At 42.1% G+C, this 13638-nt stretch carries 5 protein-coding genes; all 5 read right to left on the reverse strand.

All coding sequences use genetic code 11. From position 1 onward, the window contains the following. Positions 1-173: 173 nt before the first annotated feature. The 5 genes from CL181_RS18330 to CL181_RS18350 are packed head-to-tail and all read right to left on the reverse strand — an operon-like array spanning position 174 to position 13587. Positions 174-1055 (reverse strand): hypothetical protein, encoded by an 882-nt coding sequence (locus CL181_RS18330; protein ID WP_097300770.1) that lies wholly within the window; start codon positions 1053-1055, stop codon positions 174-176. A gap of 45 nt (positions 1056-1100) precedes the next feature. Then, positions 1101-10496 carry a carboxypeptidase regulatory-like domain-containing protein gene (locus CL181_RS18335; protein WP_176505324.1) on the reverse strand — a complete coding sequence of 3132 codons (9396 nt, stop codon included), beginning with the start codon at positions 10494-10496 and terminating at the stop codon, positions 1101-1103. 57 nt (positions 10497-10553) lie between these two features. Further along, positions 10554-11441, reverse strand: coding sequence for a cytochrome c3 family protein (locus CL181_RS18340; RefSeq protein ID WP_097300772.1), 888 nt, complete (start codon positions 11439-11441; stop codon positions 10554-10556). After that, positions 11438-12124 (reverse strand): signal peptidase I, encoded by a 687-nt coding sequence (locus CL181_RS18345; protein WP_097300773.1) that lies wholly within the window; start codon positions 12122-12124, stop codon positions 11438-11440. Before CL181_RS18345 ends, CL181_RS18340 begins: the two co-directional genes overlap by 4 nt. 5 nt (positions 12125-12129) lie before the next feature. Then, positions 12130-13587 carry a hypothetical protein gene (locus CL181_RS18350; protein ID WP_097300774.1) on the reverse strand — a complete coding sequence of 486 codons (1458 nt, stop codon included), beginning with the start codon at positions 13585-13587 and terminating at the stop codon, positions 12130-12132. Between the last annotated feature and the right edge of the window lie 51 nt (positions 13588-13638).

The following is a 13638-nucleotide window of genomic DNA, read 5'->3' on the forward strand; positions in this document are numbered from 1 at the left end:
TCGGAATATTGCCGTTCTCGGTATATCTGGAAACGGCAGGCTGCCTGTAACTCATCCGTACATCGCATGTGATGAAGTTGAAGCCCGCAAGGGAATTGATACTGAACATAGTGATAATGCTCCGCACTTTAAAAGTGCGGAGTAAAGTTACTTTACACGTTCTTATATATTCATTAAATAAAAATCCAGATCGCAATTACTCCTGCAATCACTATGCAGGCAAGAATTACTGCATCGATCCATTTCCTGTTTATCTTGCGCTCAGTTTTCTCCTTTTCGAAGTAAGTATCCATGTTTTTAAGGAGATAATCCCTGATCATTGTCATATCGAACAATTTGAACCCTACAGTAACATAGGCTGCCCAGGAATAATAAAGATAGACATAGAAGAATAATAGACCGAATAAAATACCCATCATAATATTTGGTCCCCATGCTGCATCAAGTATAATTCCCCCGACAGGAACGGTCATTATTGGAGCAAGCGCCCAAACCCAAGCCATCTTGTTATTGAAAAGTTTATATTCTGATGTGAATAATGCCCACCATATCAGGTAAATAACCAGGATAAAATAATGAACAATACCCAGCGGATATTCAGCCACATATACTAATGCAGAGAACGTAAAGACTATCACTACAAGAACTTTTGCTATAAATTTAAAAGATGCGCCCGGAAAAATATATACTTTTGAAGCATCCATGTCCTGCATCTTTGTCACATAATCAAGAGTCGTATCCACCCTTCGATTGGTCTGCATTACCTGTGTTTCCATTGCATTGATCCTGCCAACCGTATCAGTAAGCATATTCATAATTGGCTTAATTTTATAATCCCATTCCTTATCCATTTTATCGTTAGCGATTTTCTGCATAAGAATATGCCTGACACCGATCCATGCAGTCATGTAAGAGAAGACTATTATAATGAGATCTATCAGGATACCAACTAGATTACCGATAAAAAATGCATCAATTATAAGTGATATTGTTGCAAATAAGCCTACTACCATACCCAGTAAGATAGCACTGAAGACTGCGATTTTATCTTTCATTTTTTATCATCTCATATGATTTTTCAAATTTAATAATTCTAAATTCTAATAATTATAAATCCTCTGGTAATCAAGGTATAAGATTCCCTGCTGCTGTGCGCTTGCGTTCAAATCCATATAACGAACAAGTGAATAGGACTTATTAATACTTCCTGCATTACCCGCCAGTGTTCCATAGGAGATCAACTCTTCGGGGTATAAAGTAATGTTGCGGTAGGATAGTGATGTATCGTTTAGAGTTGTCCTGTTGTTCCATGATGAACCATTCCAGAGCTGCACCGTGAAGTTATCTCCGGAAACATTGTATCTCAGCTCCAGTGTATGTATACTGGCGTCCGGTATATCAGTGGTATTCGTTGTGACATTGAGCTGGTACGATCCACTCGCATTAACTTCTGCAAAGACTGAAACAGCCCCATCACTTGCATTCCGGGCGCTGCTGAAGTTCGATACTGTTCCTGTATCATTTATGAAACTAAATACATAAGTGAGTTCAGAGGAAGTAGCTGCTGTATTATTGACCCATGTAGTATTCACATTACTGTAATTATCCACCGTTCGTGTTGAAATTGTGTATGTCAAATTCGGTGCAAAATAACTTGCATTGTAGAATTGCCAGCCTCTGGTTACATTCGTCTTGAACACACTATCGATATATATTTCCACATGATCAAAGTCAGGATTTGACGGATCTGACCATGTCCAGTTAATATACAAAGGTGTTGAAGTAGCTGAAATGGTGTTGATACTGGCTGGCGGTGTGGTATCATATAGTGTCTTATTCGCGCTGGTGTTGTCTGCTCCGCTAATTGTGATCTCTAAATATTCGGTATTAAATCCGGCTTTTGAATAGCTGAAGTTATAGGTGCCATTTGAAAGATTGGTTATGGAATAATATCCTGATGCTGAGGTATTACTCTGTTTGCTGCCATTCTGGACCAGGACACTTCCCAATCCTGCACCGGCATTATCAAACACATAACCGCTTACATTATAAGATGGTATGGATTTCACGGTAACAGTGATAGTCTCAGGCGCTGTTCCGCCATAATTATCGCTGCTATTGAAGTACCAGACATAGATTCCCACGTCATCAGTATTGGTCTGCCAGGAATAGGTGCCTGTTGTACTGTTCAATGTGCCGTTCGTTGCATTCGTGCCGTAGGTGATTGTGTCATTATCCGCATCTGTTGCTGAAACTATGAAAGTTAACAATGAGCCTGCTGTTACTGTCTTGTTTCCAATTGTGGTTTGATCAGGCACGTTGTTTGAAACCTGGACATTATTGGAGACAGGGGTCGTGTTCAATGTTCCTGTGCCTGAACTATTGTATGAATAGACAGAAATATTGCTCCAACCATGGGCTGCAACTGTAGTGTTGTTGTAGGTGCTGATTGTTCCGTTCGTCCAGAGGTTGTTAACGCTTACGTTATAGCTATCCGTGTCATTGCCTGCTCCGGCTTCCCATGTATGATTTATCCAGAAGTTGCCCTGGGTGCTAATGAGGTTCACGGGAATCGGCGGGAGATAGGTCGGAATTTCAGCTACAGTTACGGTTACGGTGAAATTTGCAGATGAAACTGAACCATACCCGTCTGTTACGTTTATCTTCAAGGAATGGATGCCTGCATCACTGCTTGCTGCCGTCCAGATAAATGTACCATTATTGGTATAGAACGTACCGTTGGTGAAGTTCCGACCAAAAGCCGGCGTGTCGAAATCCTGGTCGCTTGATGTCGGATAGATGGAGACTGTGTCACCAGCTGTAATAGTATAGCTGGATGAAATATTTGCGATCGTTACTAAATTATTGGAAACCTGGGTGTTCCGGGTTAAAGCAGTAGTATTCAATGTACCTGTGCCTGAACTATTGTATGAATAGACAGAAATGTTGCTCCAGCCATGCGGACCGACTGTGCTGTTATTATAATTGGCTGTCGTTCCATTTATCCATGCGCCGTTAACGTTTACGTTGTAGCTGTTCGTGTCATTGCCTGCTCCTGGTTCCCAGCTATGATTTATCCAGAAGTTGCCCTGGGTGCTGATGAGGTTGACCGGTGATGGTGGCGTGTAATTCACGGATAATGCTGCGGTCACTGTGATGGTAATGGTTTCACCATCAAATCCGCCGTAATTATCGGTGCTATTGAAGTACCAGACATAGGTTCCCGCATCGCTGCTGTCGGTCTGCCATGAATATTCTCCAGTTGTGGCATTAAGGCTACCATTGGTGGCATTGGTGCCGTAGGTGATTATGTCATTATCTAAATCATTAGCTGTAACATTGAAGGTCAATAGATCGCCTGCTGTTATTGTCTTATCTCCAATACCTGTCTGGTCGGGTATGTTATTGGCTAGCTGGATATCCTGGGAGACAGGAGTAAGGTTAAGGGTTCCCGCGCTTGAAGCGTTGTAGGCATGGACCGAAATGTTGCTCCAACCATGGGCTGCAACTGTAGTGTTATTGTAGGTGTTGATTGTTCCGTTCGTCCAGAGGCCGTTCACGTTTACGTTGTAGCTATCCGTATCATTGCCCGCTCCTGGTTCCCAGCTATGATTTATCCAGAAGTTACCCTGAGTGCTGATGAGGTTGGTCGGTGATGGAGGCGTGTAATTCACGGGTAATACTGCGGTCACTGTGATGGTAATGGTTTCACCATCAAATCCGCCGTAATTATCGGTGCTATTGAAGTACCAGACATAGGTTCCCGCATCGCTGCTGTCGGTCTGCCATGAATATTCTCCAGTTGTGGTATTGATCATACCGTTCGTTGCATTTGTTCCATAGGTGATTATGTCATTATCCGCATCTGTTGCTGAAACTGTAAATGTTAACAGGTCGCCGGCCGATACGGTCTGATTATCTGTGTGGGACTGGACTGGTATATTATTCAATACCTGTGTTTCACCGGAAATAGGGGTAAGGCTCAGCGTTCCACTGCCCGAAGAATTGTAAGCATAGACAGTTATGTTGCTCCAGCCATGCGGGGCGATGCTGGAATTGATATAATTACTGGTCGTGTCGTTTGTCCATGTACCATTAACGTTTACATTATAGCTGTCAGTGACATTGCCTGCTCCTGGTTCCCAGGTGTAATTGACCCAGGAGCTGCTCAGAGTACTGTTAAGATTTACAGGATCTGGCGGGAGATAGGTCGGAATCTCGGTAACGGTTATGGTTATTGTTTCGGTCGCTGTGCCACCATAATTATCGCTGCTATTGAAGTACCATACATAAGTTCCAGTGTCAGTACCATTTGTTAGCCAGGAATATTCTCCGGTTGTGGCATTGATCGTGCCGTTAGTGGCATTGGTGCCGTAGGTGATTGTGTCATTATCTAAATCATTAGCCATAACATTAAAGGCCAATAGATCGCCGGCTGTTATTGTCTTATCTCCAATACTCGTCTGGTCGGGTATGTTATTGGTAAGCTGGATATTCTGGGAGACAGGGGTAAGGCTCAGCGTTCCACTGCCTGAAGCATTGTAGGCATAGACTGTTATGTTGCTCCAGCCATGCGGGACTATGCTGTTATTGACGTAATTGTTGGTTGTACCGTTCGTCCAGCTGCCATTAACGCTTACGTTGTAGCTGTCCGTGTCATTGCCCGATCCTGCTTCCCAGCTATGATTTATCCAGAAGTTACCCTGAGTGCTAATGAGGTTGACCGGTGATGATGGCGTGTAATTCACGGGTAATACTGCGGTCACTGTGATGGTAATGGTTTCTGTTGCTGTTCCGCCGTAATTATCGGTGCTATTGAAGTACCAGACATAGGTTCCCGCATCGCTGCTGTTGGTTTGCCAGGAATATTCTCCGGTTGTGGCATTGATCGTGCCGTTCGTTGCATTCGTACCATAGATGATTGTGTCATTATCCGCATCTGTTGCTGAAACTATGAAAGTTAACAATGAGCCTGCTGTAACTGTCTTGTTTCCAATTGTGGTTTGATCAGGCAGATTGTTGGCAAGCTGTGTATTACTGGAGACAGGGGTGGTGTTCAGGGTTCCCGTGCCTGAGGCGTTGTATGAATATACCGAAATATTGCTCCACCCGTGTGCTGCAACTGTAGTGTTATTGTAAGTGCTGGTTGTTCCATTTGTCCATGTGCCGTTAACATTTACATAGTAGCTGTCTGTGACATTGCCTGCTCCCGGTTCCCATGTATAATTGATCCAGAAGTTGCCCTGGGTGCTAATGAGGTTCACAGGAACTGGCGGGAGATAGGTCGGAATTTCGGTTACAGTTACATTTACGGTGAAATTTGCAGATGAAACTGAACCATACCCGTCTGTTACGTTTATCTGCAACGAATGGATGCCTGTATCGCTGCTTGCTGTTGTCCAGATGAATGTACCGTTATTGGTATAGAATGTACCGTTGGTGAAGTTCCGATCAAAAGCCGGCGTATCTAAATCCTGGTCGCTTGATATCGGATAGATAGAAATTGTGTCACCAGCTGTAATAGTATAGCTGGATGAGATATTTCCGATCGTTACTAAATTATTGGAAACCTGGGTGTTCCGGGTTAAAGCAGTAGTATTCAATGTTCCTGTGCCTGAACTGTTGTATGAATAGACAGAAATGTTGCTCCAGCCATGCGGGTCGACGCTGGTATTGATGTAATTGATGATTGTATCGTTTGTCCATGTGCCATTAACATTTACATTGTAGCTGTCAGTGACATTGCCTGCTCCTGGTTCCCAGCTATGATTTATCCAGAAGTTGCCCTGGGTGCTAATGAGGTTGACCGGTGATGGTGGCGTGTAATTCACGGGTAATACTGCGGTCACTGTGATTGTAATAGTTTCACTCGCAACTCCACCGTAATTATCGCTGGAATTGAAGTTCCAGGTATATATTCCCGTATCGCTGCTATTGGTCTGCCAGGAATATTCTCCGGTTGTGGCATTGATCGTGCCGTTCGTTGCATTCGTGCCGTAGATGATTGTATCATTATCCGCATCTGTCGCTGAAACTATGAAGGTTAACAATGAGCCTGATGTTACTGCTTTATCCCCGATAGGGGCTTGCAGGGGAGCAGCATTCAATACCTGCGTTTCACCGGAAACCGGGTTGAGACTCGGGGTTCCACTGCCTGAAGCATTGTAGGCATAGACTGTTATGTTGCTCCAGCCATGCGGACTGATGCTGGTATTGATGTAATTATTCGAAGTACCGTTTGTCCATGTGCCGTTCACGTTTACATTATAGCTGTCTGTGACATTGCCTGCTCCTGGTTCCCATGTGTAATTGACCCAGGAGCTGCCACGGGTACTGTTGAGATTTACAGGATCTGGCGGGAGATAAGCCGGAATTTCGGTAACGGTTATAGTTATTGTTTCGGTCGCTGATCCGCCGTACGTATCATTTGTTTCGAAATACCAGACATAAGTCCCGACATCGCTTGCATTTGTTGGCCAGGAATAGGTTCCGGTTGTGGTGTTCAGTGTGCCGTTGGTTGCATTTGTGCCGTAGGTGAGTGGATCAGAATCCGCATCCGTGGAGATGATGGAGAAGGTCAGTTCCATTCCGGCTGTTACTGCTTTATCCCCGATAGGGGCTTGCAGGGGAGCAGCATTCAATACCTGCGTTTCACCGGAAACCGGGTTGAGACTCGGGGTTCCACTGCCTGAAGCATTGTAGGCATAGACTGTTATGTTGCTCCAGCCATGCGGGCCGACTGTAGTGTTATTGTAGGTGCTGGTTGTTCCATTTGTCCATGTACCATTAACGTTTACATTATAGCTATCCGTAACATTGCCTGCTCCTGGTTCCCATGTGTAATTGACCCAGGAGCTGCCACGGGTACTGTTGAGATTTACAGGATCTGGCGGGAGATAAGCCGGAATTTCGGTAACGGTTATGGTTATTGTTTCGGTCGCTGTGCTGCCATAATTATCGCTGCTATTGAAGTACCATACATAAGTTCCAGTGTCAGTACCATTTGTTAGCCAGGAATATTCTCCGGTTGTGGCATTGATTGTGCCGTAGGTGGCATTTGTCCCATAAGTGATCGTGTCATTATCCGCATCTGTCGCTGAGATATTGAAGGTTAACAGGTCGCCTGCTGTTATTGTCTTATCTCCAATACCTATCTGGACAGGGATGTTATTGGCAAGCTGGATATCCTGGAAGACAGGGGTGGCGTTCAGGGTGCCTGGGCCCAGACTGTTGTAGGCATAAACTGTGATGTTGCTCCAGCCATGCGGTTCAACTGTAGTGTTGTTGTATGTGCTTGTAGTTCCGTTCGTCCAGATGCCGTTCACGCTTACGTTATAGCTATCCGTAGCATTACCTGCTCCCGGTTCCCAGGTGTGATTTATCCAGAAGTTACCCTGGGTACTTGAGAGGTTAACAGGAACTGGCGGAACAAGGGCCGGGATTTCGGTTACGGTCACGTTGATGGTTTCAGTCGATGTGCCGCCATAATTATCAGTACTATTGAAGTACCAAATGTAAATTCCAGCGTCAGTACTATTTGTTGGCCAGGAATATTCTCCAGTTGTGGCATTAAGGCTGCCGTAGGTGGCATTTGTCCCATAAGTGATCGTGTCATTATCCGCATCTGTTGCTGAGACATTGAAGATTAACAGGTCGCCTGCTGTTACGGTCTTGTTTCCAATTATGGTCTGATCGGGCACATTGTTAGGTATTGTAATGTTGAACCAGACATTTGTTGTATTAATGTTTCCATATATATCAGCGGTCCGGGCGCTGATATTCTGAATCTCATGCGGCGATAATCCGGTACGGTTCCAGAAAGTTGTAGTGCTGTTAGCCACAAAAGCAGCGGTTCCATTTGAATAATTGAAATTGGTATTATTGAAATCTACATCCGCCGGATTAGTCCATGTATTATTGATATAAAAGTTACCTGTTATCATATTCGGATTAGATACTGAGTCCAGCGGCGTATTATCATAGATCGTTTTGTTCGCATTTATTATAACTGCTCCGCTAAATGAAAATTCAAAATAGCCAGTACTAAATCCGTCTTTAGAATAGCTGAAATTATATGTTCCGTTTGACAAATTTGTTATTGAATAGTAGCCTGAAGGAGATGTAATATTCTGATAACTGCCATTCTGCACCAGCACACCCGATAACGGTGAACCAAAATTATCGAATACAAACCCGCTTATGCTATTATTGCTTCCACCGCTGCCCCCTCCCCCCTCTACTCCTCCCATGCTTCCAGCCGTAACATTCCAGCTCCAGTTGCGTGAAATAGAATCATATCCATCGTTTGAAATGGCCGTTATGTTATAAATTCCAACGCTTGCTACTGAATTTGTATAATTTGCAGATGATATGCCCGTGACCGTGAATTTTTCAATGCCGTTATTGTACCAGGTGACATCTCCAATTCTATTAAGAGTCAGGCCGAATGTTTGAGCAATACCGGATGGAGTAACGGGATCTACAGGTGGTAATGAATCTATGATAGAAAAAGGGACATCATTAACTGTAACATTAATCGTTTCATTCGCCACACCACCATATCCATCGCTGGAATTGAAATCCAATATATATACACCTGCATCTCCATAGCCAGGGACCCATAAGAACTGCCCTGAAGTTGCATTTAAAGTGCCATTTATTGCATTAGTTCCATAAGTCATTGTGTCATTATCAGCATCCACAGAGGAGATATTGAATGCAAGCAATTCGCCTTCATTTACTGTTTTATTTCCAATTGGAGACAAAACCGGGATATTATCCGGTATGGTAGCATTGAACCATACAAGAGTCTCATTCTCATTTCCGAAATTATCTACCGTCCGGGCAGTAATATTCTGAACATAATGCGGGGAAAAAGTAAGATTGAGATAATTTGTAGAGTTGTTAAGACTCTGGAAAGTACTTCCATTGCCATATCTGAACATCGTTCTATTGAAGTCAATATCTTGCGGATTTATCCATGTATTGTTTATGAAGAAATTACCGGTTGTTGAATTTGGATCGGTAACCGAACCCGGAGGTGTCCTGTCAAAGAGAGTCTTATTCATATTTTCCATAGTAATGCCGCCAAGTGAAAATATGAAATAATCACTGTCAAATCCGGCTTTGGAATATGTGAAATTGTATTCGCCATTAGGGATATCTGTTATCGAGTAAAAGCCTGATTCTGAGGTATTATTCTGGTAGCTACCATTTTGAACAAGCACACCTGAAAGTGGTGTACCAAAATTATCGAATACATATCCGCTTATATTGTTCGAAGTACCACTTCCTATACCTCCGCCGCTACCGCCGCTTCCACCGCTTCCACCGCCTCCTCCACCTCCGGTTCCGTTAGTGACATTCCATATCCATGTCCTTGCGGTTGAATCATAACGATCACTGGCAATTGCTGTAATATTATAAACTCCAGGAATTCTTTTTGAATCTGTATAACTTGCAGATATCACGCTTAAGACCCTGAAAATCTCAGAACCGTTATTATACCAGGTGATATCTGCAAATCTGTTCAGGGTTGCGGAAAATGTTTGAGATACACCCGCTGGTGTGGTTGGGTCGCCGACAGGTGATGAATCGGTTATGTTCAAAGGAAAAATTATCCGGAATTCAACATCATAATAAGGTTCTTCACGAACATTGAAACTTATTGCGCCACCAGGTGCTGGCCAGCCCGCGGATTTACATGATATGCAGACAAGGCTGCGGTACAAATGAGGAACTGTATTTATATTTGAAAAGAAATTGCCTGGATGCGTTGAATTATAAGCTTGATGGCATTGTTCACACGTAGTCTTTTTTATGGAATGTTGTTGGTTCTGGAATTTCGTATCGTTATTGTTATGGCATGTCCTGCACCATTCTTCAGGGGTGGAGTTAGAATTATTATGGTAATCCACTTGCGTTCCATTTCTGGCAAGTACCACAGCATGACCGCCTAACGAAACCGCATCAAAAATATCTTTATGGCAGTCTTTACATGAGACATTTTTTATATTATGCTTTCCCCCCTGTCTCATAGCATCATATGATAGATTTAATGTTCCTTCGGTTTTAAAATCTGAGATTATCCAGTTTCCATTATTATTTTTAATTGTATAGTCGATATATTCTGGCCGGGAATAGTTTAAGATCGCGTTATAGGTCGAATGGCAGGCTACACACCCTTGTGAACCCATAGGTGAAAAATCCGGGTGGGCTTCTAATGTATCGCTCATACTCGATGTAGCATGACAGTAACCACACTCTGGTTGCTTGTTAGTATGGTTAGTTGCAGATCTGGCATGACAGTTAACACATGAGAAATTTGTATGCTGGTCTGATGTGGAAAGCTGTGCCTTGATATCTCCATGGCATTTTATGCATTTGTCCTGGACTGATTGATAAAATTGATGATCGCCGATAATGAAGGAAACGGTCTGACTAATAGTGGTTATTGCTAAAACCAAAACTACTATCAGATATAAATTCTTATTCATTTTTCTTAAATACTCTGGATATCATCGGGGAATATGAGCTTGAGCTTGAACATTTGATCACGACATCGTTACATCGAAATACGGCTCTTGATGTACTTTAAACTTCAATGTTGTGCCAGGTACCTGCCATCCCACAGATTTACATGATATGCACACCAGACTTCGGTATAAACGAGGAACAGTTTTGATATTAGTATAGAAATTACCCGGATGGGCTGGTAAATTATAGGCTTCATGGCATTCTTCACAGGTTGTTTTGCGTGCTGAATGCTGTGCTGAAAATTTGTTATCTCTCGGATTATGGCATGTGAGACACCATGCTTCCCTGCTTATTGTGTTATTTGTATTATGGTAAAGTGATTCTTTCCCATCTTTTCCTTCGACGACAGCATGACCCTTCACAGAAACCGCATCGAATATATCTTTATGGCAATCTTTGCACGATACATTCTTAACATTATGGTTGCCTCCGGATTTCATTGCATTATAAGAGAGATTCAATACGCCTGTTGTTGCTAAATTGGAGATGATCCAGTTTCCCGAATCGTTCGTGATTGTGTAAGAAATAAATTCGGGTCTTGAATAATTAATTATTACATTATAGTTCGTATGACAAGCTATACAACCTTCTGAACTCAAAGGTATGAAATCGAAATGGGCTTCATCGGTATCACCCAATTGCGTTACATCATGGCAGTATTCACATTCCGGAGCCTTATTTGTATGATTAAGCGGTGATTTGGGATGACAGTTTGTACAGGAAAATGAGGAGTGCTGGGATGATGCGGATAATTGGTTCTTTACATTCTCATGGCAATTTATGCATTTATCCTGGCCTTGCTGGAAAATTGGAATATCGTTACTGATAAATGAAATTGTTTGAATCAATGCAGTCACTATAACTGCAAGAATTACTACATTATATAAACTTTTATTTTTATTCATCTTTTATTCCCAAACATAGATAATATTAAAGCGCTAAAAGCAATTAAGGTTATGACGTATCCCCATGTTCTTATTGTCATGAAGAGATTCTGGAAGAATTCATACTGGTCACCGAATCTGCTTAGTTTACCTTCTTTGGAAAAATCCAGGATGAAAAGAGACCCAACACCTTTTAGCACGACAGGATGGCCTTCTATGACAACAGCTTTTGAAATAACATCATTCTTAGTTGTTCCATAATCATCAGCCGCAGGATTATTATCTCCTTTTGTGGATACATAATTACTTTGAATACCGGTGACCCTGTGAGTCACAGGATTTGGAACATTGGCTGCCCTAAATGTAATTATATCTCCAATTTGGGGGTCTTTAGATATCGATTGTGTCATTACAAGATCACCTCTTTGGAATTGAGGCTTCATAGAATCCGATATGACCGCTGCAAATCCAATAAGTTTTAAGCCAAATCCTGCTATAAGAATTATCAGGATAATTAACAGGACAATATCTTGCTTCCGGGTATCTTTTTGTATAACAGCTCTGCTGTATCTGTTTTTCATATACCATGAAGAAACAAGGCGCATAAAAACAGAATTTTCAGATTTGTAAAGGTAAAATCCTGACAGTACTAATGCAAAAATCCCCGAAACAAGCAATGGCACTGTGTAATCTACTTCTTTCATTTAAATCAGCCGCGTGGTTTTTTCTTAAGTATTTTTTTTATCTTACTGCTGAATATTTCTACTTGATTGGTGAGTTTGATCTTTATATCCGATATCTTATTTTCTTCGGGCTTATTCGAAATTCCCTGTGAAAGAGCATTAACGGGAATTTCTTCTTTTAACTTATTTCTTACATAGTAAAGCATTCCGGCAAACATAAGGAACACCATTACCATCGATAATTTCAAACTGTTCTCCTTAACTTTAGTAAGAACAGTATTTTGTCCTGTTGCCGAAGTTCCGCCATCCTGCACAAATACATTCCTGAAAAGTGCAGGGGCATCAGATACTGTTATTTTGTTTATCCCTGTATTTTTCAAAGTTACGGGTATTTCTATCGACTTTTCTTCAAGATACGGCAGCTCGACTTCAGACGAACCGATCGGTTCCCTGTTAGAATAAACCGTTATGGTCTTGTTTCCGGTCTTACCATTATTGATCAAGTTCACTGTTACGATCACATTGTCACCTACTCCGGCAAACTCTTTATTAACATTCATTCCGGTTATTGTTATTTTTGGAAGTTCAAGTCTCGTGGAATCGGTCTCATTCTTAATGGTGAACGTCAACTCAGCATTCCTGTATTTCACATCATTTGTGTCGGCCCCGAAATGCAACTTGAAAGTTCCGATTTTTCCTGCTTTTGCATCGAAGGTAATATTGGAGGTACTGAGCCCTTTTACAGTAACGTCTTTTGTAGATACAAGACTATTATCCACCAGCATAGCAAGCTTGATCTGGGCATCATCTTTGTAATTGTTATCGATCTTGACTTCGATCAGGAGTTTCTCTCCAATTATGCGGTCAGTACTATCATCAACGAACCTGACATCATGAAGAAGGAGCCTGTCAGGCGGATATATACTAATATTTTTGTCTATCTTAAAATTTAATACTGCCCGTGCTGCCGGAACGCCAAGCTCACGAAGCACACCCAGATCTTTAGCGTTTGCACCAGTATCGTAGAATGTCTTATACATATCCGGATTAATGCCGATAGCAAATGGGTCACTTGAAACATTTTCATCGTATGCTTCACGGTCAACCATATCGAATACAACGATCTTGATCTTGTAGATTCCTTCTATCCAATCGTCTTTGGGATGCAGGGTATAATAAACAATATTAGGGTCGTAACTTCTTTTGAAGGAACTTATTTTTTCTACTGCCACGATATTATCCATAGGATCGTAAACCGCATAGACAAAACCCAGGGCTGACAATCGTTTATATGCCATGTTTTTAGCTTCCGAATAAACGATTATATCAGCCTTCGGATCCGGAGGATATGCAGCAGACCAGTGCTTTACATAAGCGCCATCACTCTGGCTTTTGGCTGCAAGATCAAAAAGGAATTCACCCTGGGCTGATACAAGTGGCGAAAAGAGCAGTAGAATTAAAACGGAAATAATTACATATCTCATATTATCTCAGATTGATAGTTGGTCTGTCAGGTTTATATAGTTTATATTCGT

Source organism: Candidatus Methanoperedens sp. BLZ2 (assembly GCF_002487355.1).
Taxonomy (GTDB): Archaea; Halobacteriota; Methanosarcinia; order Methanosarcinales; family Methanoperedenaceae; genus Methanoperedens.

What these genes read in the sequence shown, in the direction of transcription:
- CL181_RS18330 (WP_097300770.1), bottom strand. Translation starts at nt 1,055, where the DNA reads ATGAAAGATAAAATCGCAGTCTTCAGTGCTATCTTACTGGGTATGGTA.
- CL181_RS18335 (WP_176505324.1), bottom strand. Translation starts at nt 10,496, where the DNA reads ATGAATAAGAATTTATATCTGATAGTAGTTTTGGTTTTAGCAATAACC.
- CL181_RS18340 (WP_097300772.1), bottom strand. Translation starts at nt 11,441, where the DNA reads ATGAATAAAAATAAAAGTTTATATAATGTAGTAATTCTTGCAGTTATA.
- CL181_RS18345 (WP_097300773.1), bottom strand. Translation starts at nt 12,124, where the DNA reads ATGAAAGAAGTAGATTACACAGTGCCATTGCTTGTTTCGGGGATTTTT.
- CL181_RS18350 (WP_097300774.1), bottom strand. Translation starts at nt 13,587, where the DNA reads ATGAGATATGTAATTATTTCCGTTTTAATTCTACTGCTCTTTTCGCCA.